Source organism: Cupriavidus sp. GW823-FHT07B10, from assembly GCF_058794355.1.
In genome coordinates this window covers 512894-539648 of sequence record NZ_JBXAGS010000001.1, presented here as the reverse complement: position 1 = coordinate 539648, position 26755 = coordinate 512894, and the positions used below count along the sequence as shown (strand labels likewise).

Below are 26755 nucleotides of genomic sequence, written 5' to 3'. Positions count from 1 at the left end.
AAAAGTTCGGATTCGTCACACACGCCAACAGTCTACCCGCGATGGCGGCATGGTGCCGCAAGCCGCCCGGGGTGCGCGTTACCACACCAGCTGATGCCGGCGCGCGTAGTCCACCATTTCGACCAGGGAGCCGACATTGAGCTTGGCCATGATGTTGGCCTTGTGCGTGCTGACCGTCTTGCTGCTGATCAGCAGTTGCGCCGCGATCGACTTGTTGGAATGGCCGCGCGCCAGGTATTGCAGGATGGTGATCTCGCGGTTGCTCAGCCGCGCAAAGCCGGATTCCCGCTGCTCGCCGATCTGGCGCACGGTTTCCAGCGTATGCATGGGAAAGACCAGGTAGCCGCTCAGCACACCGCGTACGGCCTGCATCACCTCGGCCAGCCCACGCTGCTTGACCACGAAGCCATGGGCGCCGGCGCGCAGCGCCCGCACCGAGGCCAGGGTGGCGTCGCTGTCGGACAGTACCAGCAAGGGCACGGTGGGCTGCGTCGCCGAGACGCACCGGACAAAGTCGATGCCGGGATTGCCGAAGCACTCGATATCGACCAGCACCAGCCCCGGCCGTTGCTCGCGGACCAGCCGGAATGCTTCCTGCATGCCGTCCATTTCCAGTACTTCACCGGCGCCCAACTCAGCGCGGATTTCAGCGGACAGCGTGGTGCGGAACCGGGAGGGTTCGTCGACGATCAGCGCGAGATGCAATTTGAGGCTCCTTAACGACTTGCATGGCTTGGCCTGGTGCCAAGGTTAAGGGGCCGGAGAGATCCTGATGCGCCGAATCCTCGCCGCGCAGATGCGGCAAAATCTGCATCAGAGTCAGACTCTTCTGCATCGCTGTTTTCGTATCGATGCCGCGGTCGGCGTTACCCGTTGGCAGCGTCGAGGACTTCAGTCAGCTTGCGGCTGGCATCCAGCGCCGCGGGGAATCCGCAGTAGATCGCGCTGTGCACCATCAGTTCGCGCAGTTCCTGCGGCGTAACGCCATTGGCGAGCGCGCCGCGCAGATGCCCGGCCAGCTCCTGCGGCCGGTTCAGCGCAATCAGCATCGACACCAGGCTGCGCTGCTTGCGGTCCAGGCCGTCGCGAGTCCAGACCGTGCCCCAGGCGAACTCCGTCACCAGTTGCTGCAGGCTGGGTTCGGCCATGGCATGGGTCTCCGGTCTGGGTGGATGCCGCATGGTAGCCGAACCGATCAAGCCGATTCGAGAGGCCGCGGCATCGGTGCCGCGGCCCCAGGTCATTCCGTGCCCGCGGGCAGGAAGCGCGGCGCCGGCGCCGAACGCGGCACCTCGCGCTCGCCCTGCCGGCACAGCCGATACGTGCCGCGTGCCTGGTTGTGCGGATGGCGCGCGGCCTCGTCCAGGGTCAGCACGCGCGCAAAGCACACGTCGGTGCCGCCCAGCAACGCCTCCCAGTGAGTGCTTGACTTGCCTGCGATGCAAGCGGCAATGCGGGCCTTCACCGCGGGCCACTGGGAACGGTCATACTGCGTGGCGGGGTCGATGTCGGTCAGCTCGAGCCGCTCGAGCAGCTCGCGGTAGAACTGCGGCTCGAGCGCGCCCAGCGTGATGGCGCGGCCGTCGGCGCAAGGGAAAACGTCATAGAACGGCGAATCGTGGAAGGGGCTCGGTTGCGGGCCGCCGAGCGTGCCGGCTGCGCGCGACACCTGCACCAGCGAGCCCAGCATGGCGACGATATCGGTGATGGCCGCATCCACCACGCAGCCCTCGCCGCTTGCGCGCGCGCTCAGGATGGCGCTGGTGATGCCGAATGCCAGGCCAAGCGCGCCGGTGGCATCGCCCATCACGGTCGGCGGCACCATCGGCAGTGAGCCTTCGCGCGCAGCCATCGACAAGAGGCCGGTCAGCGCGATGTAGTTGAGGTCGTGGCCGGCACTTTGCGACAGCGGGCCGGTCTGGCCCCAACCGGTCATGCGCCCGTAGACCAGGCGCGGATTGCGTGCATGGCACGCCTTCGGGCCCAGGCCGAGGCGCTCCATCGCGCCCGGGCGCAGCCCTTCGATCAGCGCGTCGGCGCCGGCCACCAGGTCCAGTGCGGCGGCCACGTCGTCCGCAGACTTCAGGTTCAGTTGCACCACGCGCTTGCCGTGCTCCAGCTCCATCTCAGGCGGCACGGGCTGGCCGCGCAGGATGCGGCGGGCATCCGGCGCGACCGGCCGGGTCACCAGCGTGACCTCGGCGCCCAGGCCGGCCAGCATCGCACCGCACAACGGGCCGGGGCCGATGCCTTCGAATTCCACCACCTTGATACCGCGCAGGGGCAGCAGGTTGCCACGCTCACTCATGATCGTCGTCTCCGGAATCGCCGCCCGCCCGGGCCATGGCCGGGGGACAGCTTGCATTGAATTGGTATGGGATGGGCCGTGCCTGCGGCAGCGCGGACGTGCGAATGCCTGCCGCGGGGCTCGGGAGCATGCTACGCGCCACGGCGTTGACGGGGCAATGGCCAAATGCTTCAGCCGGCTTGACGGAATCCGTCAGCCGGCCGGCTATCGCACGGCGAAATCGGATAAATCCGATCCGACTTGATCTAAATCGGGTCCTGGCAGGACACTAGGTGCCATGATGGTTCCAGATGGCGGTGCCGCCTCATGGCGCACCGCCTGCCGACAGCCCCCATCCAGGAGATTTCCAACATGACCAATATCGTGCTCGCCACCGACGGTTCGGCCTTCAGCGACGCCGCGGCCCGTTTTATCGCCGAAGGCAAGCTGCTGCAGAGCGGCTTCACCGTGCATGTCGTGCATGTAGCGCCGGAAGTAAGCGGCCAGGTGCGCGCCTTTGTCAGCAAGGAGACCATCGATGACTGGCACAAGGAGGCCAGCGAGAAGGCCATGGCGACGGTCTGCGAGATCCTGTCCGCAGCCAAGGTGCCGTTCGAGCGGCACCCGCTGCACGGCTTCGCGCCGGAGCGCATCGTCGCCTGTGCGCGCTCGGTCGACGCCGCGGCCATCGTGATGGGCACGCATGGCCGCGGTTCGTTCTTCGATGCGGTGATCGGTTCAGTCGCAGGCCGCGTGCTGGCGCAGGCCGAGTGCCCGGTGCTGCTGGTCAAGGCGCCGGAAAAGAAGGGTTGAGCAAAGTAGTGGAAAACCGGCGCCCTGGCGGCGCCGACCGGTAGACCTCAGGCGCCCCACAGGGGCGCTTCGTCCATCAGCGCCACCTGTTCGCGCAGTTCCAGGATGCGATCCTGCCAGTAGCGCGCCGTGCCGAACCAAGGGAACGCGGCCGGAAAGGCCGGGTCGGCCCAGCGGCTGGCGAGCCAGGCGCTGTAGTGCAGCAGCCGCAGCGTGCGCAGCGCTTCCACCAGCCACAGTTCGCGCGGCTGGAATTCGGCGAAGTCCTCATAGCCGGCAACGATGTCGGCCAGCTGGTCCTGCATGGCCGCGCGGTCGCCCTCGAGCAGCATCCAGATGTCCTGGATCGCCGGCGCCATTCGGCTGTCATCGAAGTCAACGAAATGCGGGCCCGTTGCGCCATGGGTGCCGCCGCGCGCGTCGTCCTCGCCGATCCACAGCACATTGCCGCGATGGCAGTCGCCGTGGGTGCGCAGCAGACGCACCTCGCCGGCGCGCTCATAGCAGCGGCGCACGCCGTCCAGCGCCAGGTCGGCCACCGATTGCCATGCGGGCAGCAGGTCGGCGGGAATGCAGCCGCTGGCGAGCAGCCAGTCGCGTGGGGCAACGCCGAAGGTTTCAAGATTTAGCGCCGGGCGCGCCTGGTAGGGCTGCGTCGCCCCCAGCGCGTGGATGCGGCCGATGAAGCGGCCGAGCCAGGTCAGCGTGTCGGAACGGTCCAGCGCCGGCTCGCGGCCGCCGCAGCGGGGGAATACCGCGAAACGGAAGCCGGCGTGATGCAGCAGCGTGCCAGCCGCGCCCGGTGCCAGCACCATGGCCGGCACGGCCGGGATCTCGGCATCGGCCAGTTGCTGCACGAAGGCGTGTTCTTCCAGGATGGCCGCATCGGTCCAGCGGCCCGGACGGTAGAACTTGGCGATGACCGGCGCGGCATCTTCGATGCCCAGCTGCCAGACGCGGTTCTCATAGCTGTTGAGCGCCAGCAGGCGCCCGTCGGGGCGCAGGCCGGCGCCTTCCAGCGCGTCCAGCATCAGCTCCGGCGTCAGGCCGGCGTAGGGAACGCCGGGGTCGGCCGGGGTGTCGGACGCGTGCATGGTGTCAGCCTGTCCCGCTCAGCGCGCCGGCTTGCGGTTGCCGCCGAGCAGCGCGGCCTGCGGCGCCGGACGGCGATTGCGCGCCGGTGCCGGGGCCGCGTCGTGCGGCTGGCGCGCGGGTTGCGCCGCGGCCCGTTGCTGGCGCGCCGGCTCCTGGCCGTCGCGGCGCGGTGCGGGATTGCGCGCGCCGCCGGCGGGCTGGCCGCCACGGTTGCCGTTGGCTGCACCGTTGCCGCGCGGGCCGCCTTCGGCAGCCCGCGTGCGCGGCTGGCCGCCCTGGGCTTGCCGCGGCGCAGCCTGCGCTTCGCGCGCCGGGCGCTGGCGCTGGGCGCCCTCACCTTCGTTGCCGGCCGGACGCGCCTGGGCGCGTCCGCGGCCCTGGCCTTGTCCTTGCCCCTGGCCACCACCGCCACGCTGTTGGCGGCCCTTCTGGATCGGCTCGGGTGCGATGCTCGGGTCGACCTCGAAGCCCGGCAGCACAGTCTGCTCGAGCTTGCGCTTGATCAGGCGTTCGATATCGCGCAGCAGCGCAATCTCGTCCACGCAGACCAGCGAGATCGCTTCGCCCTCGGCGCCGGCGCGGCCAGTGCGGCCGATGCGGTGCACATAGTCCTCGGGCACGTTGGGCAGGTCGAAATTGACCACGTGCGGCAGCTGGTCGATATCGATGCCGCGCGCGGCGATATCGGTTGCCACCAGCAGCCGCAGCGTGCCGGACTTGAATTCCGACAGCGCGCGCGTGCGCGCCGACTGGCTCTTGTTGCCATGGATCGCCAGTGCCGACAGGCCGTCCTTGGTCAGCTGCTCGGCCAGGCGGTTGGCGCCGTGCTTGGTGCGGGTGAACACCAGCACCTGGTGCCAGTCATGCTGACGCACCAGGTGGGCCAGCAGTTCACGCTTGCGCTCGCGGTCCACCGGGTAGACGCGCTGGTCCACGGTCTCGGCCGTGGTATTGCGCCGCGCCACCTCGATCGAGGCCGGGTTGTTCAGCAGGCGGTCTGCCAGCGCGCGGATGTCGTCGGAGAACGTCGCCGAGAACAGCAGGTTCTGGCGCTTGGCCGGCAGCACGTTGAGGATCTTGCGGATATCGTGGATGAAGCCCATGTCGAGCATGCGGTCGGCTTCGTCCAGCACCAGCAGTTCCACCTGCGACAGGTCGATGGTGCGCTGGGACACGTGGTCCAGCAGGCGGCCGGGCGTGGCCACCACGATCTCGACGCCGCGCTTGAGCTGCTCGATCTGCGGATTGATGCCGACGCCGCCGAACATCACCATCGAGCGCAGGCGCAGGTACTTGCCGTAGTTGCGCACGCTCTCCTCGACCTGGGCGGCCAGTTCGCGCGTGGGCGTCAGCACCAGTGCGCGCACCGGCAGGCGGGCCGGACGCTGCGCGCCATTGGCGCCGCGCGCCGCGGAGTCGGACAACAGCTGCAGCATCGGCAGCGTAAAGCCGGCGGTCTTGCCGGTGCCGGTCTGCGCGCCGGCGAGCAGGTCGCCGCCCTTGAGGATGGCGGGGATCGCCTGGGCCTGGATGGGAGTCGGCGTGGTGTAGCCCTGTTCGGCCACGGCACGCACAATCTTGTCGGACAAGCCGAGTTCAGAAAAAGACATGAATTGCTGCTTGGGCCATCGCTGCGCACGCGGTGCGCCAAACGCCGGATGGCTCCTGGTAATCGGATCGGAATCGGAACGCGAACGCCGGGAAGCCGGCATGGCAGGGCACCGGCCCGCCCGCGAAGGAAAGAGCGGTAGTGTACCAGTCCGGGACCAGCGGGTTCTGCACCGCGCGCGGCCCCGCATGCGCGCCGGCGCACATCGGGTCTGCGCGGGTGGCGCTGCGCTATCATGACAGCCTCTGCCCGCCCCTCTCCGGCTCCGCACCCGCTCCACATGTGCCCCGGAAAGCCGCCATGCGCTTGCGTTTCCTCGAAGACCAGGAAGTCACCCTGTTCGCGGCCATCCCGGTCGGGATCGTCGCGGCCATTGCCACCACGCTGTTCAAGGAGGCGCTGGATGGCGCGGGCGTGGTCCTGTTTTCCAGCCATGCCGACGTGGTCGCCGTATTCGCCACGCTGGCGCTGGCGTGGCGTGTGGTGGTGCCGGCCGTGGGCGGCGCGCTGGCGGGCAGCCTGCTGGTGCTGGCCAATCGCCTGGCCGGCAGCCACGGCGGCGCCACCGACTACATGGAAGCGGTGGCCAGCGGCAGCGGCCGCCTGCCGGTGCGGATCACCTTGCTGCGCGCGCTCTCGTCGTTTTTCTCGATCGTCAGCGGCAGCTCGGTCGGCAAGGAAGGCGCGATGATCCAGCTGGCGGCGCTGTGCGGCTCGCTGTTCCCGTCGACCCGGCTGGAACGCGGCGGCGGCTCGAACATGCGCCGCATGCTGACCGCCTGCGGGGCCGCGGCGGGCCTTGCCACCGTTTATCACACCCCCCTCTCCGCTGCCGTCTTCGTTGCCGAAGTGGTGTTCGGGGCGCTCGCGGTGCAGCGCCTGATGCCGCTCTTCCTGGCTTCGGTGGCCGGTGCCATGGTCAGCCAGTGGCACGGCGGCCTGCAGCCGCTCTACCCGGGCCTGGATATCGCCCCCGACCTGCGCCCGCACATCCTGCTGGCCGCGGCCGCGCTGGGCGTGGCCGCCGGCATTGCGGGCGCGCTGTTCATGCGTGCGGCGGGCTTTGCGCGCAGCCGCTTTGCAGCGATGCCTGGCGGCCCGGTGGCCCGGCTGACGCTGGGCGGGGCGCTGGTCGGCGTGCTCGCGATGGCGGTGCCCGAGGTGGTTGGCAACGGCTATTCCACCATCCAGACCATCCTGCAGGAGCAGCCGCTGAGCGTGCCGGTGGCCGGCGTGCTGCTGGCCAAGCTGGTGGCTACGGTGATCAGCATGGGCTCGGGGGCGGTCGGCGGCGTGTTCACGCCGTCGCTGTTCGTGGGGGCGGCGCTCGGGCAGTTGCTGGCCATCGGCATGCAGGGCACGGCGGCCGCTGCGGCGCCGCTGCTGCCGCTGGTGGGCATGAGCGCGTTCCTGGCGGCCACCAGCCAGGCGCCGCTGATGTCGGTGTTGATGGTGTTCGAGATGACGCTGGCGCCCGCGCTGCTGCTGCCGTCGATGATCGGCGCAGTGGCGGCGTACTACACCGCGTCACGCTGCCAGACGCTGTCGCTGTACAGCGTGATCGCCGAGCGCGCGCAGGCCTCGGCCGCGGCCGAACACGCCCGCACGCTGACGCTGGCGGGCCTGTGCGACCCGACCGATACCGTGCTCGACCCCAACGCCACCCTGTCGGCCGCAGCCGACAAGTTTGCCGAGACCGGCACGCGCTACCTCTATCTGGTCGAAGCGGATGGCCGCCTGCTGGGCGCGCTGTCAATCCATGCGCTGCAGCGCGCCCAGCGCGAGGGCGCCGCGGACGACGTGCTGGCGCTGGCCGAGCGCGACTTCCCCGCGCTGACGCCGGATTCGCGCCTGCGCGACGCCCTGGCGGTGTTTGCCGAGCACGGCATCAACCGCATCCCGCTGGTGCGCGACAGCGCCGGCCGCGAACTGATGGGCACGGTGTCCAAGCAGCGTGTGCTGCAAGAGGCATCCTGCCTGTTCTGAGCCCCGCCGCATCGCCGACCCGGCCAGGCCGCCAGCGGGGTAAAATGCCGGGTTGCGCCCGCCTTTGGGCCATTCCCGCCAACGCGTCGTCCCATTTGTCGGAGTTCTCCCCCATGCCAGCAGGTCGTGATGCGCGCCGCGAGGCGCCGGAGTCTGTCCAACCCGGGCGCGCCCGCAGGCTGTTGCCAGCGCTGGCCTGCGCCGCCGCCCTGCTGCTCGGTGCGGCAAGCGCGATGGCCCAGCCGGTGCGGGCGATCCCGGACGATGCGCAGGCGGCCAGGCTCGTTATCGCCACGCCGTCTGCCGGTGCCCCGCAGACGGCCACGCTCGACGGCAAGACCGTCGGCGTGGCGCCGGGCCTGCGCCTGTTCGGCTCCGACAACCAGTTGCTGGCCAGTGCCGCGGTGGCGGGCCAGAAGCTGCCGGTGCGGTACAAGCTGGACCTGTACGGCCAGTTGCTGACCGCCTGGGTGCTGAGCGAGCCGGAACAGAAGGCGCTGAAGAAGAAATCGTAGTCCCCCGGAAGTGCGACCAGCGTGCCCCACGCGCCGGCCGTGTTGTTGCAACATCCTGATGCCCCCAGGTCAACCACTGAGATCGGCATATGAAGAAAGTTTTCGTCAAGACGTACGGCTGCCAGATGAACGAGTACGACTCGGACAAGATGGTCGACGTCCTCAACGCCAGCCAGGGGCTGGAACCCACCGACAACGTCGAAGACGCCGATGTGATCCTGTTCAACACCTGCTCGGTGCGCGAGAAGGCGCAGGAGAAGGTGTTCTCGGAACTGGGCCGGATGAAGGCGCTCAAGGCCGTCAAACCCGACCTGGTGATCGGCGTGGGCGGCTGCGTGGCCAGCCAGGAAGGTGCCAGCATCGTCTCGCGCGCACCCTATGTCGACGTGGTGTTCGGCCCGCAGACGCTGCACCGCCTGCCCGACCTGATCGCGCGCCGCCAGCGCACCGGCCAGTCGCAGGTGGATATCTCCTTCCCCGAGATCGAGAAGTTCGACCACCTGCCGCCGGCACGCGTCGAAGGCCCGAGCGCCTTTGTCTCGATCATGGAAGGCTGCTCCAAGTACTGCAGCTACTGCGTGGTGCCCTATACCCGCGGCGAGGAAGTGTCGCGCCCGTTCGAGGACGTGCTGGCCGAAGTCGCCGGCCTGGCCGAACAGGGCGTGCGTGAAGTCACGCTGCTGGGCCAGAACGTCAACGCCTACCGCGGCAAAATGGGCGACACCACCGAGATCGCCGACTTTGCGCTGCTGATCGAGTACGTGGCCGAGATCCCCGGCATCGAGCGCATCCGCTACACCACCAGCCACCCGAAGGAATTCACCTCGCGCCTGGTCGAGCTGTACGGCCGCTGCGACAAGCTGGTCAACCACCTGCACCTGCCGGTGCAGCATGCGTCCGACCGCATCCTGATGGCGATGAAGCGCGGCTACAGCGTGCTGGAGTACAAGAGCATCATCCGCAAGCTGCGCGTGCTGCGCCCGGATATGTCGATGTCTTCGGACTTTATCGTGGGCTTCCCCGGCGAGACCGATGCCGACTTCGAGAAGCTGATGGCGATGATCGAAGAGATCGGCTACGACACCTCGTTCTCGTTCATCTTCAGCCCCCGCCCGGGCACGCCCGCTGCCAACCTGCACGACGACACCCCGCACGAGGTCAAGCTGCGCCGGCTGCAGCGCCTGCAGGCCACCATCGAGGAAAACGTGCAGCGCATCAGCCAGAACATGGTCGGCACGGTGCAGCGCATCCTGGTGGAAGGCCCCGCGCGCAAGGATCCGACCGAGCTGCACGGGCGCACCGAGAACAACCGCGTGGTCAACTTTGCGCTGCCGGGCGTGCCGCAGGCAGGCCGCGACCGGCTGGTCGGCCAGCTGGTCGATGTCAGCATCACGCAGGCCTTCCCGCACTCGCTGCGCGGCGAGATCGTGGTTCGGCAGTAACCAGGCACCATCCAGCGAGGCCATCGCCTACCGATGAAAATCCCTTCCGCAGAATTCGTCGCCCCCAAGGACGACAACACCCGGCTGCAGAACCTGTGCGGGCCGCTCGACGAGAACCTGCGCCAGATCGAGCAGGCGCTGGACGTGAACATCCAGCGCCGTGGCCACCGCATGACGGTGCGCGGCGGCAACGCGCAGGATGCGGCAACGGCGCTGGAGCGCTTCTACAACCAGGCGCGCACGCCGCTGTCGATCGACGACGTGCAGCTGGGCCTGGTGGAAACGCGCCAGCTGTCCGCGCATGGCAGCTACCTGCCCGGCAACGGCGACAATGTCGAAGAGCGCGAGATCGGCGACGAATCGCCGGTGCTGCACACGCGCCGCACCGGCCTGCAGGGCCGCACCGTGGCGCAGCGCGACTACCTGCGCAATATCCTGTCGCACGACCTGACGCTGGGTGTCGGCCCGGCCGGCACCGGCAAGACCTACCTGGCAGTGGCGTGCGCGGTCGATGCGCTGGAGCGCGACGCGGTCAAGCGCATCGTGCTGACGCGCCCGGCGGTGGAAGCCGGCGAGCGCCTGGGCTTCCTGCCTGGCGACCTGGCGCAGAAGGTCGACCCCTACCTGCGCCCGCTGTATGACGCGCTGTACGACCTGCTTGGCTTCGACCGCACGCAGAAGATGTTCGAGCGCCAGATGATCGAGATCGCGCCGCTGGCCTATATGCGCGGGCGCACGCTGAACCATGCCTTCATCATCCTGGACGAGGCGCAGAACACCACGCCCGAGCAGATGAAGATGTTCCTCACGCGCATCGGCTTCGGCTCCAAGGCGGTGATCACCGGCGACACCACCCAGATCGACCTGCCCAGGGGGCAGAAGAGCGGCCTGGTGGAGGCGCTGCACGTGCTGCGCGACGTGCGCGGCATTGCCTGCACCCGCTTTACCAGCATCGACGTGGTGCGCCATCCGCTGGTGGCCCGCATCGTCGATGCCTATGACGAATACCACGCCCAGCACAAGGACGCTTAATTGAAATCCCAGAAATCCAAGTCTTCCGCCGTGAGCCTGACCCTGTTCGACGGCGACGGCCGCGCGCGCAAGAGCGCCGCGCACGCGCTGCGCGTGCAGTTGCCCGACGGCCGCAGCCTGACGCTGGACCTGTCGCAGGCCGCCGACGGCGTGGTCGCGCTGCTGGCCGAGCACACCGACACCAACCAGCAGGCTGGCCTGCTGGTGCGCCCGGACAACCATGACTCGCTGTCGGTGGCCGTGACCGCCACGCCGGTGGTCACCACCACGGGCACGCCGGCCACCCCGCCCGGACTCGAACTCGAGATCCAGAACGGCGACGGCGTCGGCAAGCGCGCCGGCCTGCCGCCGCGCCGCAAGATCGAGACCTGGGTCAAGTCGGCGCTGTATGCCGACGCCGCGCTGACCATCCGCTTCGTCGATGAGGAAGAGGGCCGCACGTTGAACCGCACCTATCGCGGCAAGGATTACGCCACCAATGTGCTGACCTTTGCCTATGCGGAGAACGAGGAAGACCCGGTCACGGGCGATATCGTGCTTTGCTGCCCGGTGGTGGAAACCGAGGCGCGCGAGCAGCGCAAGCCGCTGGAAGCGCACTATGCGCACCTGATCGTGCACGGCGTGCTGCATGCGCAAGGCTACGAGCACGAGGAAGACGCCGAGGCCGAGGAAATGGAGGCGATCGAGACCGAAACGCTGCAGGCGCTCGGTTACGCCGACCCTTACCAGGGCGATCGCACCGCGTGATCCCCGCGTAATTCCTTTCTCACGGGCGGCGCCGACCGGGCGCCGCCTGCTGCACATATTGTCGCAGGCCACCGCCCGCCGTCACGGGACGGCCAGGCTTTTAGTGTATCCTTCAGACGATCTCCACCACGCGCTCGCCGCGAAATGAACGACCCTTATCCCAGTTCGAAGCCCGCTTACCTGAAGCAGGCCGATCGGCCCAGATCGCTTCTCGAACGCCTGTCAGACCTGATTTCCCCCGAGCCGGACACCCGCGCGGAATTGCTCGAAGTGCTCCAGGAAGCGCATGAGCGCAACCTGATCGACGCCGACTCGCTGTCGATGATCGAGGGCGTGTTCCAGGTCTCCGAACTGACCGCGAGCGACATCATGGTGCCGCGCGCGCAGATGGATATGGTCAATATCGCGGATGCCCCGGAGGCGTTCATCCCCTTCATGCAGCAGACCGCGCACTCGCGCTTCCCGGTCTATGAAGGCAGCCGTGACAACATCATCGGCATCCTGCTGGCCAAGGACCTGCTGCGCTACTACACCGACCCCGCCTTCGACCTGCGCGAGACCCTGCGCCCGGCGGTGTTCATCCCCGAGTCCAAGCGCCTGAACATCCTGCTGCGCGACTTCCGCATCAACCGCAACCATATCGCCATGGTCGTCGACGAGTATGGCGGCGTGGCAGGCCTGGTGACGATCGAGGACGTGCTGGAGCAGATCGTCGGCGACATCGAGGATGAGTTCGACCTGGACGAAGACCAGGACAATATCCTGCCGATGCCCGACGGCAGCTGGCGCGTGCACGGCCTGACCGAGATCGCCCAGTTCAACGACGCCTTCGGCACCGCCTTCTCCGACCACGATGTCGATACCGTGGGCGGGCTGCTATCCAACCACGTGGGCCACGTGCCCCACCGCGGCGAGGTCATCACCCTGCCGCCGATCCGCTTCGAAGTGCTGCGCGCCGACGCGCGCCAGGTGCACCTGCTGCAGGTGCACCGGGAATCCAACGGCGACAACGCGGGCGCGGCCGGCGCATGAAGCGTTCCGCCCCGATCCTCAACGGCGCCGCCGCTGCCGACGCCGCCCCGGCGGGCGTGCCTGGCACGCGCGCGCATTCGCGCACGGCGACCATGGCGCGGCTGCTGCTGGCCGGCGTGCTCGGCATCGCCCATACGCAAGCCTTTGCCCCCCATGACTGGTGGTGGCTGCAGATCCTGTCGCTGGCCGGCCTGGCCGCGCTGATGGCCGACGCGCCGCGCGCGCGCCTGGCCGCCGCCACTGGCTATGCCTTCGGGCTGGGCTGGTTCCTGTCCGGCATCTGGTGGCTCTATATCAGCATGCACGTCTACGGCGAGATGCCGGCGTGGATGGCCGCGCTCGCGGTGGTGCTGTTCTCGGGCTTCCTGTCGCTCTACCCGGCACTGGCCGGCGCGCTGTGGCATCGGCTGACGGCGCGCCTGCCCCGGGCCACGCTGCTGGCGCCGCTGGCCTTCGGCGCTGCCTGGGGACTCACCGAATGGCTGCGCGGCGTGGTGTTTACCGGCTTCCCGTGGCTGTCGGGCGGATATGCCCATGCCGATGGCCCGCTGGCCGGCTTCGCGCCGCTGCTTGGCGTGTACGGCATCGGCGCGCTGGCAGCCGCGGTGGCGGCACTGCTGGCGGCTGCAGTACGCGGGCTGGGTCGCGGCGAGCGCGGCCGGGCGCTGGGCGCCCTGGCACTGGCACTGGCCCTGCCCGCCGCGGGCGCCGCGCTGGCGCCGCTGGCCTGGACCACGCCCGCCGGCAAGCCGCTGTCGGTGCGGCTGCTGCAAGGCAACGTGGCCCAGGACATCAAGTTCGAGCCCGCCGGCATCCAGCGCTCGATCGAGCTGTACCGCGACATGATCACCGCCGCGCCGGCCGACCTCGTGGTCACGCCGGAAACCGCGTTCCCGGTCATCCTGCAGGAGCTGCCGGTCGACGTGGCCGTGGCGGTGCGCGACTACGCGCTGGCCAGCGGCACCACGGTGCTGTTCGGCGCCGCCGGCGCCGACTCGCCGGTGGACTTCACCAACAGCGTCTTCGGCCTGGGCCCCGAGACCGAACGCCTGTACCGCTACAACAAGCACCACCTGGTGCCGTTCGGCGAATTCATCCCGCTGGGGTTCCGCTGGTTCGTCGACATGATGAAGATGCCGCTGGGCGACTTCCGCCGCGGCGGGCTCGACCAGGCCTCGCTGCCGGTGCGCGGCGTGCGCGTGGCGCCCAATATCTGCTACGAGGATCTGTTCGGCGAGGAGATCGCGCAGACGCTGCGCCAGCAGCCGGCGCCGGCCAATGTCCTGGCCAACCTGACCAACCTGGCATGGTTCGGCGACACCATCGCGCTGGACCAGCACCTGCAGATCTCGCGCATGCGCGCACTGGAAACGCGCCGGCCGATGCTGCGCTCGACCAATACCGGCATGACCGCGGTGGTGCGTCCGGACGGCTCGGTGCAGCAACGCCTGCCGACCTTCACGGTCGGCACGCTGGCGGCCGAGGTGCAGGGCATGCAGGGGCTGACGCCCTATATCCGCTGGGGGAACGCGCCGGTGCTGGCGCTGTTTGCACTGGTGCTGGGGCTTGCTGCCTGGCGTGTGCGCAAGCTGCGCGGTGCAGACTGAAGGCACAGGCTGGCGCAGGCACCGGACCCGGCGGGATCGCCGCCACCGTCCGGCGCTGGATTGCGGTGCCGGTGGTGGCGCCTCAGGTGGGCGCCAGCCGGTTCAGTTCAGCAGCCCGGTCGCCACGGACACGGTGGCCGCGGCGATCATGACCGCGATTGCGACCAGGTAAGGTTTGCGAGAAAGAAGTGCCATGATGCCAAGTCCCCATCAATAATCAGTTACCGACAAACGGCTACTGCGGTGCCAGCCAGCAGCCGCCGTGCCCGCCATGCCGGCACGGACTGTCAATCGCAACGCTCTGAAACGGGTTGCTTACTCATACTGTATACAAAAACGTTATCGGCCAGCAGCGGCCAAACCTGAAATCCGCCTCGGTATTTTCCCGATGCGTTGCGTAGGACCGACATTGGCGGACATCCTCCACCATCGGTGCGTGACCTAGCCGGCCCCGCCAAACGGGGCGCCTCGCCAAAAAGCCGATAGAATTCAGGGTTTGGCAAAATCCGCATGCGCCGGCTCCGGCACGCGCCGCGCGGCCTGCATGCCGGGCGCCGCGACCGCGCCCGGGTGCCTCTACCTAGTCTTCATATGCTGACCTTCCAACAAATGATTCTGACCCTGCAGGCCTATTGGGACCGGCAGGGCTGCGCGCTGTTGCAACCCATCGATCTGGAGGTCGGCGCCGGCACATCCCACGTACACACCTTCCTGCGCGCGCTCGGCCCCGAGCCGTGGCGTGCCGCCTACGTGCAGCCGTCGCGCCGCCCCAAGGACGGCCGCTATGGCGAGAACCCCAACCGCCTGCAGCACTACTACCAGTACCAGGTGGTGCTCAAGCCCGCGCCGGAGAACATCCTGGAGCTGTACCTGGGCTCGCTCGAGGCGCTCGGCCTGGACCTGAAGCAGAACGACATCCGCTTCGTCGAGGACGACTGGGAGAACCCCACGCTGGGCGCCTGGGGCCTGGGCTGGGAAGTCTGGCTCAACGGCATGGAAGTGACGCAGTTCACCTACTTCCAGCAGGTGGGCGGGATCGACTGCAAGCCCATCACCGGCGAGATCACCTACGGCATCGAACGCCTGGCGATGTACCTGCAGAAGGTCGAGAACGTCTATGACCTGATCTGGACCGAGTGGGTCGAGAACGGCGAGACGCGCCGCCTGACCTATGGCGACGTGTACCACCAGAACGAAGTCGAGCAGTCGACCTACAACTTCGAGCACAGCAACACCGAGATCCTGTTCCGCCATTTCGCCGAGCACGAAGGCGAAGCCAAGCGGCTGATGGGCAACGGCGATGGCGCCGAGGAAGGCCAGGCCGCCGGCACGCGCCTGGCGCTGCCCGCCTACGAGCAGGTGCTCAAGGCCGCCCACACCTTCAACCTGCTGGACGCGCGCGGCGCGATCTCGGTGACCGAGCGCGCGGCGTATATCGGCCGCATCCGCAACCTGTCGCGCCAGGTGGCGCAGGCCTACTACGACTCGCGCGAGGCCCTCGGCTTCCCGATGTGCGGCAACGGCGGAGCCCGGGCATGACGCAACTGGCGCGCAGCGCGCTGTGCTGCGCCATGGCGATCGCCGCGCTCGCCGCCGCCGGCAATGCCATCGGCGCGCGCGCGCAGGCGGCACCCAGCGCGCAGGTGCTGATGCTGCCGGCCGAACTGAGCAATGTGTGCGAGGCCGATCCGCAGGCGCTGCAGCTGGCCATGGCGCGCCAATGGCGCCCGTCGCTGAACGCGCTCGACCAGTGGGCGCAGCTGGTGCGCTCGTTCTCGTGCGACCTGTCCGGCCAGCGCGACCTGGGGTGGCACCGCGTGCCGCTGCGCGCCTATGAAAGCGCGATCCGCTACCCGCTGACGTGGGTGGAGATGGAGACCCGCAACGGCCGCACCCGCCGCACGGTCAAGACTTACTATTCGGCGGCGCAGCTGCCGCCGAAGATCGATTTCTGGGTGGGCGGGCGCATCGACGAGATCCGCTACGACAAGCGCCTGCGCCGCATCGACGCACGCTTCCCGGCTGCAGGCAGCCGCGGCGGCAGCAACGGCGCGGCCAGCGCCGCGGCGGCCGCGCAATGCGCCTACACCACGCTGCAATTCCGGCAACAGAACGGCCTGTGGCTGCTGTCCGGAGTGGAACCTAATCTTTCGCCGCGCTGCTGACAAGCGGCGCGCGCTACAACCTGTTGGATACGATTCATGTCGCAACCCATGACCGACTCGCTGCTGATCGAACTGTTCACCGAAGAGCTGCCACCCAAGGCGCTGGCGCGCCTGGGCGACGCCTTCGCGCAGGGCCTGTTCGCCGGCCTGGGCGAGCGCGACCTGCTTGAGCCGGGCGCCACCGTGACGCCGTTCGCCACCCCGCGCCGCCTGGCCGCGCTGGTGTCGGGCGTGCGCCGCAGCGCGCCGGACCGCGAGCAGCGCGAGAAGGTCCTGCCGCTGTCGGTGGCGCTGGACGCCAACGGCGAGCCCACCGCGCCGCTGGCCAAGAAGCTGGCTGCGCTGGCCAAGTCGGTCGGCGTTGCCGAGATCGACTGGCAGTCGCTGGAGCGCGCCTCCGACGGCAAGGCCGAGGCCTTCTTCTACCGCTATACCGCGCGCGGCGCCGAACTGGCTGCCGCGGTGCAGGCAGCGCTGGAAGACACCATTGCGAAGCTGCCGATCCCCAAGGTCATGAGCTACCAGCGCCCGGACGGCAGCACCGTGCATTTCGTGCGCCCGGCGCACAGCCTGATCGCACTGTTCGGCGCCGAGATCCTGCCGGTGACGCTGCTGGGGCTGCAGGCCAGCAACCTGACCCAGGGCCACCGCTTCCTGTCGCATGGCGTGATCGAGATCGCGCATGCCAATGATTATGCGCAGCGGCTGGAATCCGCCGGCCACGTGGTCGCCAGCTACGCCGAGCGCCGCGAGCGCATGCGCGCCGCGCTGCTCAAGGAAGCCGGCGCCGACCAGGTGATCATGCCCGAGTCGCTGCTCGATGAAGTCAATTCGCTGGTGGAATGGCCGGTGGTCTATGCCTGCCATTTCGAGGAAGCCTTCCTGGCGGTGCCGCAGGAATGCCTGATCCTGACCATGCAGACCAACCAGAAGTACTTTGCGCTGACCGATGCCGACGGCCACCTGCGCAACCGCTTCCTGATCGTGTCGAACCTGGCCACCGAGACGCCGCAGTCGATCATCACCGGCAACGAGCGCGTGGTGCGCCCGCGCCTGGCCGATGCCAAGTTCTTCTTCGACCAGGACCGCAAGAAGACGCTGGCGTCGCGCGTGCCGCAGCTGGCCAGCGTGGTCTACCACAACAAGATCGGCACCCAGCTGGACCGCGTGCAGCGCCTGCAGCAGATCGCCGGCCATATCGCTGACGCCCTCAACGGCAGCGGCGTGCCGACCGACAAGGCCGCCGCGATGCGCGGCGCCGAACTGGCCAAGGCCGACCTGCTGACCGACATGGTCGGCGAGTTCCCCGAGCTGCAGGGCACCATGGGCACGTACTATGCCCGCCACGACGACGAAGCCGAAGACGTGGCACTGGCCTGCTCCGAACACTACCGTCCGCGCTTTGCCGGCGATGCGCTGCCCGCAGGCGCGGTCAGCACCGCCGTGGCGCTGGCCGACAAGCTCGAGACCCTGGTCGGGATCTGGGGCATCGGCCTGCAGCCCACCGGCGAGAAGGATCCGTTCGCACTGCGCCGCCATGCGCTGGGCATCCTGCGCATGCTGATCGAAAAGCCGCTGGCGTTGTCGCTGTCGTCGCTGCTGGCGCTGACGCAGCAGGCCTTTGCCGGCATCGCTGCAGTCAAGCCGGCACCCGACGCAATCGCCGACTTCCTGTACGACCGCGTGCGCGGCTACCTGAAGGACAAGGGCTACACCACCAACGAAGTCGAGGCCGTGGTCAGCCTGCGCCCGGACCAGCTGCACGACATCCTGGGCCGCATGGAAGCCGTGCGCACCTTTGCCGCGCTGCCCGAGGCCGAGGCCCTGGCCGCCGCCAACAAGCGCATCACCAACATCCTGCGCAAGAACACCGAGCCAGTCGGCGCGGTCGATCCGGCGCTGTTCCGGGAAGAGGCCGAAGGCGCGCTGCACGCCGCCATCGAGCGCGTGCGCCCGGCCGTGGAAGCCGCCTTCGCCAGCGGCGATTTCACCGCCGCGCTGCGCGACCTGGCCCAGCTGCGCGATGCCGTCGACCGCTTCTTCAATGATGTGATGGTGATGGCCGAGGATGCGCAGCTGCGCGCCAACCGCCTGGCGCTGCTGGCTTCGCTGCACGCGATGGCCAACCGCGTGGCCGACATCTCCAAGCTGGCCGCCTGATCTCAGCCACCGGAGCCGCACATGCCGCAGACGCCGCCCAAGTTTGTCATCCTGGACCGCGACGGGGTGGTCAACCTCGACAGCGACCAGTTCATCAAGACGCCCGATGAATGGGTGCCGATCGACGGCAGCCTGGAGGCCATCGCCGCGCTGAACCAGGCCGGCTACCGCGTGGTCCTCGCCAGCAACCAGTCCGGCATCGGCCGCGGGCTGTTCGAGATGAGCGCGCTCAACGCCATGCACGAGAAGATGCACACGTTGCTCGCGCGCCTGGGCGGGCGCGTCGACGCGGTGTTCTTCTGCCCCCATACCGCCGCGGACGGCTGCGACTGCCGCAAGCCCAAGCCCGGCATGCTGGAGCAGATCAGCGAGCGCTTCGGCATCGAGCTCCGCGGCGTGCCCATCGTTGGCGATTCGCTGCGCGACCTGGAAGCCGGCGTGGCGGTCGGTTGCGCGCCGCACCTGGTACGCAGCGGCAAGGGCCAGAAGACCCTCGACCAGGGCGCCCTGCCGCCGGGCACGCAAGTGCACGACGACCTGCTCGCGTTTGCGCGCTGGCTGACCGGCAACGGCGGCGCACAGCGCCCACCCACTCATAGCGCCGGCTGACCGCCCGCATCCATTCCCTATTCGCACCCCCGCCCCCCCGCATGACGTTTCTCCGTTCCCTGTTGTTTGCGCTGTACCTGCTGGTGCTGACGCCGCCGTACGCTTGCGCCTGCTTCCTGGTGTTCCCGTTCATGAATGCCGACCAGCGCTTCCGCTTCGTGCGCGGCTGGCCCCTGCTGGTGATCTGGGCCGCGCGCGGCATCTGCGGCATCCAGTACCGCATTGAAGGCCATGAGCATATGGACGTGATGCTCGACAAGCCGGTGGTGCTGCTGTCCAAGCACCAGTCAGCCTGGGAAACCGTGGCCTACGTGGCGCTGATGCCCAAGCCGCTGTGCTTCGTGTTCAAGCGCGAGCTGCTGCTGGTGCCGTTCTTCGGCTGGGCGCTGGGCATGCTGAAGATGGTCCATATCAACCGCAAGGAAGGCACCCGCGCCTTCGCCTCGGCCGCGCGTCAGGGCCGCGAGCGGCTGGCCGAAGGCGCCTGGATCATCATGTTCCCGGAAGGCACGCGCACGCCTTCGGGCCTGGAGAAGGCGCGCTACAAGAGCGGCGGTGCGCGCCTGGCGGTGGAAACCGGCGCCTGGGTGCTGCCGATGGCGGTCAACTCGGGCCGGGTGTGGCCGCGCAATTCGTTCCTGAAGCACCCGGGCATGGTGACGATCTCGGTTGGCCCGGCGATCGCCTCGGCCAACAAGACCGCGGACCAGCTCAACCAGGAGGTGGCGGAATGGATCGAGCGCGATATGCGCCGCATCGATCCGCAGAGCTACCGGAGCGCGGCCCCGGGCGGGCCCGCCGCATGAAGCTGCTGCGACCCGCCACCGACGCCGACGGCGCGCAGCTGGAGCTGCCGCTGGCGGAGTCCGCCCAGGCGCCGCAGCCTGCGGCCCCGCCTGCGCCGGAGCCGCCGCAGCAGCCCGCCTGGCCGGTGCCGCAACCCAATGCACGCCTGCTGCGTATCGGCGAACGGCCGCTGCACTACACGCTCAAGCGCTCGGCGCGCCGCACCATCGGCTTCACCATCGACGACCGCGGCCTGTCGATCACGGCGCCGCGCTGGGTCACGCTGGCGGACATCGAGTCGGCCATCCTGGAAAAACAGCGCTGGATCTTCAACAAGCTGGGCGAGTGGCGCCACCGCGAGTCGCGCCGCATCCTGCCCACGGTGCAATGGCGCGACGGCGCCAGCCTGCCCTTCCTGGGGCAGCCGCTGACGCTGTCGCTGGAGTCGCCGCTCGGCGCGCTGCTGTTCGATGCCGACCGCCGCGTGCTGCACCTGGCGCTGCCGGGCCATGCCGACGAGCAGCAGATCAAGGACCGCGTGCAGGGCTGGCTGCAGCAGCAGGCGCGCCGGCTGCTGGCCGAGCGCCTCGATATCTACGCCGACAAGCTGGGCGTGCGCCACACCGGCTTTGCGCTGACCTCGGCCGCCACGCGCTGGGGCAGCTGCACCGCCGACGGCAAGATCCGGCTGAACTGGCGCCTGATGCATTTCCCGCTGTCGATGATCGACTATGTCGCCGCGCACGAGCTGGCGCACCTGAAGGAAATGAACCACGGCCCGCGCTTCTGGCAGACCGTGGAATCGATCTTCCCCGAGTTCCGCGATGCGCGCGCGCAACTGCGGGCACACCCGCCCGAGCTGTTGCCGACTTTCTGAGCGGGCGGGAGCGGACCGGTACGTTTCGGCCAAACGCACTAAAATGGCGCCTTCCTATACCTAAAACAGTTGAAGGCCCTCAAATGCGACTCCTCCACACCATGCTGCGCGTCGGCGACATGCAGCGCTCCATCGATTTCTATACCCGCGTGCTCGGCATGCAGCTGCTGCGCCAGAGCGACAACCCTGAGTACAAGTACCGCCTCGCCTTCGTCGGCTACGGCCCCGAGAGCGAGACCGCGGTGCTGGAGCTGACCTACAACTACGGCGTCGACCAGTATGACCTGGGCACGGCCTACGGCCATATCGCGCTGGAGACCGACGATGCCGCGGCCGCCTGCGAGCGCATCCGCGCCGCCGGCGGCAAAGTCACGCGCGAAGCCGGCCCGGTCAAGGGCGGCACCACCGTGATCGCCTTTGTCGAAGACCCGGACGGCTACAAGATCGAACTGATCGAGCGCCATTCGACCCGCGACGCCAGGCGTCCCTGACGAACGCTGGCGATGAGCACGCAAGCCCTGACCCGGCAGCCGCTCGACGGCATCGCCGTGGGCCTGATGGTGGTGCTGTGCGCCGCCTGGGGCCTGCAGCAGGTGGTGATCAAGGTCACCGCGCCGCTGATGGGCGCGGTGCTGCAGGCCGGCGTGCGCTCGGCGGTGGCGGCGTTGCTGGTGTTCGGCTTTGCCGCCTGGCGCGGCACGCCGCTGTGGCGGCGCGACGGCACGCTGAACGCCGGCTTGCTGGCCGGGCTGCTGTTCGGCGCGGAGTTCTTCTGCATCTTCGTCGGGCTGGGACACACCACGGCCTCGCGCATGGCGGTGTTCCTGTACACCGCACCGATCTTCACCGCGCTGGGCCTGCATTTCGTGGTGCCGGGCGAGCGCTTGCACACGGGGCAGTGGCTGGGCGTGGCGCTCGCGTTCGCGGGCATGGCGCTGGCCTTTGCCGATGGCATTGCCGCGCCGTCGGCGCAGGGCAGCACGCTGCCGGGCGATGCGCTTGGCATCCTCGCCGGCGCACTGTGGGCCGCCACCACCTTGGTGGTGCGCGCCAGCCCGCTGGCCAGCGCCCCGGCCAGCAAGACCCTGCTGTACCAGTTGGCGGTGTCCGCGGTGATGCTGCTGGCGATGGCGGTGGCCGCCGGCCAGACCGCAACCGTGCAGATCGACGGGGTGGTGCTGGCGAGCCTGTTCTACCAGTCAGTGCTGATCGCGTTTGCCAGCTACCTGACCTGGTTCTGGCTGCTGCGGCGCTACCTGGCGTCGCGGCTGTCGGTATTTTCCTTCCTGACGCCGCTGTTCGGGGTCGCCTTCGGCGTGGTGCTGATGCACGACGCGGTGGGCCCGTGCTTTGCCGTGGCGGCACTCCTGGTGCTGGCCGGCATCGTGCTGGTCAATCGCCGCGCCGGAGCCGCCGCTGCCTGACGCTCAGCGGCGTGCCTCGAACGAGAACATGCCGAGCGCGTCGCGCACTTCGTCCAGCGTCTGCTGGGTCAGTGCGCGTGCCTTCGCGGTGCCCTGGCGCAGGATGTCGAACACATAGTCCGGATCCTTGGCCAGTTCTTCGCGGCGCGCGCGGATCGGGGCCAGCATGTCCTGCAGGATGCCCTCGACGCGGCGCTTGAGCACCATGTCGCCCAGGCCGCCCTTCCGGTAGTGCTCCTTCAGCGCCTTGACTTCCTCGGTGTTGGGGTCGAACGCATCCAGGTAGGTGAACACCACGTTGCCCTCGACCTGGCCCGGGTCCGACACGCGCAGGTGGTTGGGGTCGGTGTACATGCTGTGCACCGCAGCCTTGATCTGCTCGGGCGAAGCCCCCAGCGCGATCGCGTTGCCCAGCGACTTGCTCATCTTGGCCTTGCCGTCGACGCCAGGCAGACGGCCGAACTCGGGGATCAGGGCCTTGCATTCGGGCAGCACTTCGCGGCCGACCTGGTGGTTGATGCGGCGCACGATCTCGTTGGTCTGCTCGATCAGCGGCGCCTGGTCTTCGCCCACCGGCACCACGTGGGCCTTGAAGGCAGTGATGTCCGCGGCCTGCGATGCCGGGTAGCACAGGAAGCCGGCCGGGATGTCGCGGCCAAAGCCACGCGCCTGGATCTCTTCCTTGATGGTCGGGTTGCGCTCGAGCCGCGCCACCGTGACGAAGTTCAGGTACATCAGCGTCAGCTCGGCCAGCGCCGGCAGGTGCGACTGCACGGTGATGGTGGTCTTGGCCGGGTCGATGCCCACGGCCAGGTAGTCCAGCGCCACTTCCAGCACGTTGCGGCGCACCTTGTCGGGATCGTGCGCGTTGTCGGTCATGGCCTGGGTGTCGGCCAGCAGCACGTATTGCTCGTGCGTGTCCTGCAGCGTCACGCGGCTCTTCAGCGAGCCGACATAGTGGCCAAGGTGCAGCGGGCCGGTGGGACGGTCGCCGGTCAGGATCACGGGACGCCGGTTGGTTTGGGTCTGGGCTGTCATGGGACGGTCTTGCACGAAATAGTCGCGGGAAATTCGGGAATCGGGATGCGCGGGCCTCAGGCGGCCTGTCCGGCCCGGCCGGATGGCGTACCACCGAGGCGCCGGGCCAGTTCGACATATTCGCCGACGGGCACTTCCTCGGCGCGGCGGCCGAGGTCGAAGCCCATCGCATCGAAGTCGACCTGGTCGCGCAGGAACGAGAGTGTGTTGCGCAGCACCTTGCGCCGCTGCGAGAACGCTGCAGTGACCACGTCGCCCAGCACGGTGATGTCGCAATCGGCATGCGGCGAACGCAGCCGGCCGTCGCTGTGGCGCGGCCACGGGATCATGCGGACCACGGCGGAATCGACCTTGGGCGGCGGATTGAAGGCGCCCGGCGGTACGTCCAGCACGTGTTCCATGTAGTAGCGCACCTGCAGCATGATCGAGAGCCGGCCGAAGGCCTTGCTGCCGGGTTCGGCCACCATGCGCTCCACCACCTCTTTCTGCAGCATGAAGTGCTGGTCGCGCACGTGGTCGGCGAAATCCATCAGGTGGAACAGCAGCGGGCTGGAGATGTTGTACGGCAGGTTGCCGACGATGCGCAGCGGGCGGCCGGGCACGGCGAGCTTGTCGAAATCGAACGCCAGCGCATCGCCGGCGTGGACCTGCAGGCGCTCGCCATAGCGGCGGCGCAGGCGCTCGACCAGATCGCGATCCAGCTCAACCACCTGCATCTGCGGGATCCGTTCGAGCAGCGGGTCGGTCAGCGCGCCCAGGCCGGGGCCGATCTCGACCAGCACGTCGTCGGCCTGCGGGCTGATGGCATTGACGATGCCGTGGATGATGGTGTCGTCGACCAGGAAGTTCTGCCCGAATCGTTTGCGGGCCACATGGCCCTGGTGCACGTTTGAACGCATGGGTTATTCGTCCAGCTTCAGCATGGCGGCTGCAGGCCGGAATGGGTGTGGCCAGGATGGCTGCCCGTGGCACCGTTGCTGCCAGGGCGCCGGCCATTGGCGTGGCCGGCCATGGTGACCGCACTGCGGATGGCCTCGATCATGCTGCCGTGTTCGGCCTGGCCGGTGCCGGCAAGGTCGAGCGCGGTGCCATGGTCCACCGAGGTGCGGATAAAGGGCAGCCCCAGCGTGATATTCACGCCGTGGCCGAAGGTGCCGTATTTCAGTGGCGCCAGCCCCTGGTCATGGTACATCGCCAGCACGCAGTCGGCATCGCGCAGGTGGCGCGGCTGGAACAGCGTGTCGGCCGGAAAGGGCCCGCGCGCGTCGATGCCGGCATCTTTGGCCTGCGCCAGCGCGGGCGTGATGATGTCGATCTCTTCGCGGCCCATATGGCCGCTTTCGCCGGCGTGCGGGTTCAGGCCCGTGACCAGGATGCGCGGCCGCGAGATGCCGAAGTAGCGGCGCAGGTCGGCATCGATGATCGACAGCGTCTGCACCAGCAGCGGCACCGACAGCGCATCGGGCACCGCGCGCAGCGGCAGGTGGGTGGTGGCCAGCGCCACGCGCAGCATGGCGCCGTCGTGCGCGGGCTGCGGACCGGCCAGCATCATCACCACGCGCGGCACGCGGGCGCTCTCGGCCAGGTATTCGGTATGGCCGGTGAAGGGGACGCCGGCGTCGTTGATGGTGCTCTTCTGCACCGGCGCCGTGATCATTGCGGCATACCGGGGCGCGGCCTTGCCGCGCGCGCGGCAGCCGCGGATGGCGGCATCGAGCAGCTTCAGCACATAGGGGCCGTTGCGCGCGTCGAGCCGCCCGGCCTCGCACGCGACCGCCAGCGGGATGTCCTCGACCACCACGTCGCCGTCGGCAATGCGCCGCTCCCAGGCGTGCGTGGCGCCCAGCGCCGCAGCGCGATCGGCCAGCAGGCGGGCATCGCCCAGCACATGGAAGCGGTATTGCCCGCCGCCGACGCCATTGTTGGCGCCCGCCAGCTGCAGCAACGCCCCGATGGTGATATCGGGACCGATGCCGGCGGGTTCTCCGGTCGAGATGGCAAGGGCTAGCGGGTCGGGCATGTCAGGTCAGCGGATCGGGGACCGGCGCTTCAGCGCTGCCGGTTGACCCGGTACTCCACGTACGCCTGCGAGCGCAGCTGGCGCACCCAGTCATCATAGGCTGCGCGCAGCTTCTGTTCGCGGACTTCGGCACGGGCGAAGTCGCGCTGCTTCTCGGGCGACATCTCGGTCTCGCGCCGGTTGAGCACCTGGATCAGGTGCACGCCGAACTGCGTGACCACCGGCTCCGAGATCTCGTTCGGGCGCAGGCGGCTCATCGCCTGCTCGAACTCGGGCACCAGCTCGCCCGGCGAGACCCAGCCGAGGTCGCCGCCGTTCTGCGCCGAGCCGTCCTGCGAGAAACGCTTGGCCGCGTCGGCAAAATCGCCGCCGTGGGTGATGCGGTCGCGCAGCGTGCTGAGCTGGCGGCGCGCCTCGGCTTCGGGCATGTTGGGGCCGGTGCGGATCAGGATGTGGCGCACCTGGGTCTGGGTGATCTTCGAGGCCGCGGCCGGGCTGGATGCCGGCGCCGCGCGCTTGGCCACCAGCTTGACCACATGGAAGCCCGCCGCGCTTTCCACCACCTGCGGCGCCACCCCGCCAGCCTGCAGGTCGACCACGGCGTTGGCGAACAGTGCCGGCAGGCGGCCGATCTCGCGGAAGCCCATCGCGCCGCCCTGGGCCGCCTCGGGGCCCTCGGAATTGGCCTGCGCCAGCTGCGCGAAGTCGGCACCGCCCTGGGCCTGCTTGAGCAGCCCTTCGGCCTTGGCGCGCTGCGCCTGCTTCTGTGCGTCCGAGGCATTCTCGGGCACGCGCACGAGGATCTGCGCCACGTTGTATTCGGTCGGACCGCTGGCGGCGCCCTGGCCGCCGCGCGCCGCCAGGTAGTTGTCGATCTCGCCGTCGTAGACCTGCACCTTGGAATCGACCTCGCGCTCGCGCAGGCGGATCACCTGTACCTGCTTGCGCAGTTCCTCGCGGTACTTGGTCCAGGTCATGCCACTGGCCTCGACGCGGCGGCGCAACTCGGTCGCGTTCAGCCGGTTCTGCTGTGCCACCGATTCGATGGCGCGGTCGATTTCCTGGTCGGTCACGCGGATGCCGGCCTCCTGTGCGGCCTGGGTCTGCACGCGCTCCATTACGAGGCGCTCGAGCACCTCGCCCAGCAGGTCGGCGCGCGCGGGCACCGGGCGGCCGGCGGCACGCAGCTGGCCTTCGATCTCGTCGGCACGGTCGAGCAGCTCGCGCCGCGTGATCACGCTGTTGTTGACGACTGCCACCACTTCGTCGACCAGTTGCGAACGCTTCTGGCCGCCGGCCTGGGGCACGCCCAGCTTGGGCTGGCTCGACGGCGCCGCGACGTCAGACGCCTGCGGCACGAAGATGCCACTGGAGCGCGGCGCCGTCCCGGGCGCCTTGAGCTGCGCGGCAGCCGGCACCGTCATGGCGGCCAGCACGGCCGGCAGCAGCAAGCGATGCCAGGACGTCAGGAGAAAGGAAAACACGGCGAATTCTTGACGTTTCATCGTAAT

At 68.8% G+C, this 26755-nt stretch carries 25 protein-coding genes; 16 read left to right on the top strand and 9 right to left on the bottom strand.

Annotated elements, in window-relative coordinates; genetic code table 11:
* Nucleotides 1-78: 78 nt before the first annotated feature.
* From AC1Q6V_RS02655 to AC1Q6V_RS02645, 3 genes are all read right to left on the bottom strand, one after another.
* A complete protein-coding gene (locus AC1Q6V_RS02655) occupies nt 79-705 on the bottom strand; it encodes a LuxR C-terminal-related transcriptional regulator (protein ID WP_010812229.1) in 627 nt (208 codons plus the stop codon).
* A gap of 161 nt (nt 706-866) precedes the next feature.
* Nucleotides 867-1244 (bottom strand): carboxymuconolactone decarboxylase family protein, encoded by a 378-nt coding sequence (locus AC1Q6V_RS02650; RefSeq protein ID WP_011614564.1) that lies wholly within the window; start codon nt 1242-1244, stop codon nt 867-869.
* Nucleotides 1241-2308 (bottom strand): CaiB/BaiF CoA transferase family protein, encoded by a 1068-nt coding sequence (locus tag AC1Q6V_RS02645; protein WP_454749243.1) that lies wholly within the window; start codon nt 2306-2308, stop codon nt 1241-1243. The genes AC1Q6V_RS02650 and AC1Q6V_RS02645 overlap by 4 nt, the downstream gene beginning before the upstream one ends.
* Nucleotides 2309-2659: 351 nt before the next feature.
* On the opposite strand from AC1Q6V_RS02645, the gene AC1Q6V_RS02640 reads away from it, so the two are divergent.
* Nucleotides 2660-3100: a universal stress protein gene (locus AC1Q6V_RS02640; RefSeq protein WP_010812232.1), complete on the top strand. Its 441-nt coding sequence runs from the start codon at nt 2660-2662 to the stop codon at nt 3098-3100.
* 47 nt (nt 3101-3147) lie between these two features.
* Here the strand turns inward: AC1Q6V_RS02640 and AC1Q6V_RS02635 are convergent, their stop codons facing one another.
* Both AC1Q6V_RS02635 and AC1Q6V_RS02630 read right to left on the bottom strand, forming a co-directional pair.
* Complete coding sequence (locus tag AC1Q6V_RS02635) at nt 3148-4194, bottom strand: serine/threonine protein kinase (RefSeq protein WP_010812233.1); 1047 nt, start codon at nt 4192-4194, stop codon at nt 3148-3150.
* Nucleotides 4195-4212: 18 nt separating this feature from the next.
* A complete protein-coding gene (locus AC1Q6V_RS02630; RefSeq protein WP_454749242.1) occupies nt 4213-5805 on the bottom strand; it encodes a DEAD/DEAH box helicase in 1593 nt (530 codons plus the stop codon).
* 299 nt (nt 5806-6104) lie between these two features.
* Between AC1Q6V_RS02630 and AC1Q6V_RS02625 the strand changes: the two genes are divergently transcribed.
* The 15 genes from AC1Q6V_RS02625 to AC1Q6V_RS02555 all read left to right on the top strand — a co-directional run bounded on the left by AC1Q6V_RS02625 (nt 6105) and on the right by AC1Q6V_RS02555 (nt 22186).
* Nucleotides 6105-7790: a ClcB-like voltage-gated chloride channel protein gene (locus AC1Q6V_RS02625; RefSeq protein WP_454749241.1), complete on the top strand. Its 1686-nt coding sequence runs from the start codon at nt 6105-6107 to the stop codon at nt 7788-7790.
* A 113-nt stretch (nt 7791-7903) separates the two neighbouring features.
* Complete coding sequence (locus AC1Q6V_RS02620; protein ID WP_010813860.1) at nt 7904-8305, top strand: hypothetical protein; 402 nt, start codon at nt 7904-7906, stop codon at nt 8303-8305.
* Nucleotides 8306-8394: 89 nt separating this feature from the next.
* Nucleotides 8395-9747 (top strand): tRNA (N6-isopentenyl adenosine(37)-C2)-methylthiotransferase MiaB, encoded by a 1353-nt coding sequence (gene miaB, locus AC1Q6V_RS02615; protein ID WP_010813861.1) that lies wholly within the window; start codon nt 8395-8397, stop codon nt 9745-9747.
* Between the two features lie 33 nt (nt 9748-9780).
* Nucleotides 9781-10779 (top strand): PhoH family protein, encoded by a 999-nt coding sequence (locus AC1Q6V_RS02610; RefSeq protein ID WP_010813862.1) that lies wholly within the window; start codon nt 9781-9783, stop codon nt 10777-10779.
* Nucleotides 10780-11526, top strand: coding sequence for an rRNA maturation RNase YbeY (gene ybeY, locus AC1Q6V_RS02605; protein WP_010813863.1), 747 nt, complete (start codon nt 10780-10782; stop codon nt 11524-11526).
* A 144-nt stretch (nt 11527-11670) separates the two neighbouring features.
* Nucleotides 11671-12558: a CorC family transporter gene (locus AC1Q6V_RS02600; RefSeq protein WP_010813864.1), complete on the top strand. Its 888-nt coding sequence runs from the start codon at nt 11671-11673 to the stop codon at nt 12556-12558.
* Nucleotides 12555-14165, top strand: coding sequence for an apolipoprotein N-acyltransferase (gene lnt / locus AC1Q6V_RS02595; protein ID WP_454749240.1), 1611 nt, complete (start codon nt 12555-12557; stop codon nt 14163-14165). Before AC1Q6V_RS02600 ends, lnt begins: the two co-directional genes overlap by 4 nt.
* A 591-nt stretch (nt 14166-14756) precedes the next feature.
* Nucleotides 14757-15704 carry a glycine--tRNA ligase subunit alpha gene (gene glyQ / locus AC1Q6V_RS02590; RefSeq protein ID WP_010813866.1) on the top strand — a complete coding sequence of 316 codons (948 nt, stop codon included), beginning with the start codon at nt 14757-14759 and terminating at the stop codon, nt 15702-15704.
* Nucleotides 15701-16330: a hypothetical protein gene (locus AC1Q6V_RS02585; protein WP_010813867.1), complete on the top strand. Its 630-nt coding sequence runs from the start codon at nt 15701-15703 to the stop codon at nt 16328-16330. Before glyQ ends, AC1Q6V_RS02585 begins: the two co-directional genes overlap by 4 nt.
* A 36-nt stretch (nt 16331-16366) precedes the next feature.
* A complete protein-coding gene (gene glyS / locus AC1Q6V_RS02580; RefSeq protein ID WP_011614554.1) occupies nt 16367-18490 on the top strand; it encodes a glycine--tRNA ligase subunit beta in 2124 nt (707 codons plus the stop codon).
* Nucleotides 18491-18511: 21 nt separating this feature from the next.
* A complete protein-coding gene (gmhB, locus tag AC1Q6V_RS02575; RefSeq protein ID WP_010813869.1) occupies nt 18512-19099 on the top strand; it encodes a D-glycero-beta-D-manno-heptose 1,7-bisphosphate 7-phosphatase in 588 nt (195 codons plus the stop codon).
* A 41-nt stretch (nt 19100-19140) separates the two neighbouring features.
* Nucleotides 19141-19905, top strand: a complete 765-nt coding sequence (locus tag AC1Q6V_RS02570) for a lysophospholipid acyltransferase family protein (RefSeq protein WP_011614553.1) — start codon at nt 19141-19143, stop codon at nt 19903-19905.
* Complete coding sequence (locus tag AC1Q6V_RS02565) at nt 19902-20762, top strand: M48 family metallopeptidase (protein WP_010813871.1); 861 nt, start codon at nt 19902-19904, stop codon at nt 20760-20762. Before AC1Q6V_RS02570 ends, AC1Q6V_RS02565 begins: the two co-directional genes overlap by 4 nt.
* A gap of 83 nt (nt 20763-20845) precedes the next feature.
* Nucleotides 20846-21253 (top strand): lactoylglutathione lyase, encoded by a 408-nt coding sequence (gloA, locus tag AC1Q6V_RS02560; protein WP_010813872.1) that lies wholly within the window; start codon nt 20846-20848, stop codon nt 21251-21253.
* 12 nt (nt 21254-21265) lie between these two features.
* Complete coding sequence (locus tag AC1Q6V_RS02555; RefSeq protein WP_454749239.1) at nt 21266-22186, top strand: DMT family transporter; 921 nt, start codon at nt 21266-21268, stop codon at nt 22184-22186.
* Between the two features lie 3 nt (nt 22187-22189).
* Here the strand turns inward: AC1Q6V_RS02555 and trpS are convergent, their stop codons facing one another.
* The 4 genes from trpS to AC1Q6V_RS02535 are packed head-to-tail and all read right to left on the bottom strand — an operon-like array spanning nt 22190 to nt 26749.
* Nucleotides 22190-23224, bottom strand: coding sequence for a tryptophan--tRNA ligase (gene trpS, locus AC1Q6V_RS02550; RefSeq protein ID WP_010813874.1), 1035 nt, complete (start codon nt 23222-23224; stop codon nt 22190-22192).
* Nucleotides 23225-23280: 56 nt separating this feature from the next.
* Nucleotides 23281-24123: a 16S rRNA (adenine(1518)-N(6)/adenine(1519)-N(6))-dimethyltransferase RsmA gene (rsmA, locus tag AC1Q6V_RS02545; protein WP_010813875.1), complete on the bottom strand. Its 843-nt coding sequence runs from the start codon at nt 24121-24123 to the stop codon at nt 23281-23283.
* 17 nt (nt 24124-24140) lie between these two features.
* The gene (pdxA, locus tag AC1Q6V_RS02540; RefSeq protein WP_011614551.1) at nt 24141-25244 is read right to left on the bottom strand and encodes a 4-hydroxythreonine-4-phosphate dehydrogenase PdxA; all 1104 of its coding nucleotides are present in this window, start codon (nt 25242-25244) and stop codon (nt 24141-24143) included.
* A 29-nt stretch (nt 25245-25273) separates the two neighbouring features.
* Complete coding sequence (locus tag AC1Q6V_RS02535; protein ID WP_010813877.1) at nt 25274-26749, bottom strand: peptidylprolyl isomerase; 1476 nt, start codon at nt 26747-26749, stop codon at nt 25274-25276.
* Nucleotides 26750-26755: the final 6 nt, after the last annotated feature.

Excerpts from the sequence above, each read along its gene's own strand:
- AC1Q6V_RS02650 (WP_011614564.1), bottom strand. The coding sequence starts at position 1,244 with ATGACCTGGGGCCGCGGCACCGATGCCGCGGCCTCTCGAATCGGCTTG.
- AC1Q6V_RS02645 (WP_454749243.1), bottom strand. The coding sequence starts at position 2,308 with ATGAGTGAGCGTGGCAACCTGCTGCCCCTGCGCGGTATCAAGGTGGTG.
- AC1Q6V_RS02640 (WP_010812232.1), top strand. The coding sequence starts at position 2,660 with ATGACCAATATCGTGCTCGCCACCGACGGTTCGGCCTTCAGCGACGCC.
- AC1Q6V_RS02635 (WP_010812233.1), bottom strand. The coding sequence starts at position 4,194 with ATGCACGCGTCCGACACCCCGGCCGACCCCGGCGTTCCCTACGCCGGC.
- AC1Q6V_RS02630 (WP_454749242.1), bottom strand. The coding sequence starts at position 5,805 with ATGTCTTTTTCTGAACTCGGCTTGTCCGACAAGATTGTGCGTGCCGTG.
- AC1Q6V_RS02625 (WP_454749241.1), top strand. The coding sequence starts at position 6,105 with ATGCGCTTGCGTTTCCTCGAAGACCAGGAAGTCACCCTGTTCGCGGCC.
- AC1Q6V_RS02620 (WP_010813860.1), top strand. The coding sequence starts at position 7,904 with ATGCCAGCAGGTCGTGATGCGCGCCGCGAGGCGCCGGAGTCTGTCCAA.
- miaB (WP_010813861.1), top strand. The coding sequence starts at position 8,395 with ATGAAGAAAGTTTTCGTCAAGACGTACGGCTGCCAGATGAACGAGTAC.
- AC1Q6V_RS02610 (WP_010813862.1), top strand. The coding sequence starts at position 9,781 with ATGAAAATCCCTTCCGCAGAATTCGTCGCCCCCAAGGACGACAACACC.
- AC1Q6V_RS02600 (WP_010813864.1), top strand. The coding sequence starts at position 11,671 with ATGAACGACCCTTATCCCAGTTCGAAGCCCGCTTACCTGAAGCAGGCC.
- lnt (WP_454749240.1), top strand. The coding sequence starts at position 12,555 with ATGAAGCGTTCCGCCCCGATCCTCAACGGCGCCGCCGCTGCCGACGCC.
- glyQ (WP_010813866.1), top strand. The coding sequence starts at position 14,757 with ATGCTGACCTTCCAACAAATGATTCTGACCCTGCAGGCCTATTGGGAC.
- AC1Q6V_RS02585 (WP_010813867.1), top strand. The coding sequence starts at position 15,701 with ATGACGCAACTGGCGCGCAGCGCGCTGTGCTGCGCCATGGCGATCGCC.
- glyS (WP_011614554.1), top strand. The coding sequence starts at position 16,367 with ATGTCGCAACCCATGACCGACTCGCTGCTGATCGAACTGTTCACCGAA.
- gmhB (WP_010813869.1), top strand. The coding sequence starts at position 18,512 with ATGCCGCAGACGCCGCCCAAGTTTGTCATCCTGGACCGCGACGGGGTG.
- AC1Q6V_RS02570 (WP_011614553.1), top strand. The coding sequence starts at position 19,141 with ATGACGTTTCTCCGTTCCCTGTTGTTTGCGCTGTACCTGCTGGTGCTG.
- AC1Q6V_RS02565 (WP_010813871.1), top strand. The coding sequence starts at position 19,902 with ATGAAGCTGCTGCGACCCGCCACCGACGCCGACGGCGCGCAGCTGGAG.
- gloA (WP_010813872.1), top strand. The coding sequence starts at position 20,846 with ATGCGACTCCTCCACACCATGCTGCGCGTCGGCGACATGCAGCGCTCC.
- AC1Q6V_RS02555 (WP_454749239.1), top strand. The coding sequence starts at position 21,266 with ATGAGCACGCAAGCCCTGACCCGGCAGCCGCTCGACGGCATCGCCGTG.
- trpS (WP_010813874.1), bottom strand. The coding sequence starts at position 23,224 with ATGACAGCCCAGACCCAAACCAACCGGCGTCCCGTGATCCTGACCGGC.
- rsmA (WP_010813875.1), bottom strand. The coding sequence starts at position 24,123 with ATGCGTTCAAACGTGCACCAGGGCCATGTGGCCCGCAAACGATTCGGG.
- pdxA (WP_011614551.1), bottom strand. The coding sequence starts at position 25,244 with ATGCCCGACCCGCTAGCCCTTGCCATCTCGACCGGAGAACCCGCCGGC.
- AC1Q6V_RS02535 (WP_010813877.1), bottom strand. The coding sequence starts at position 26,749 with ATGAAACGTCAAGAATTCGCCGTGTTTTCCTTTCTCCTGACGTCCTGG.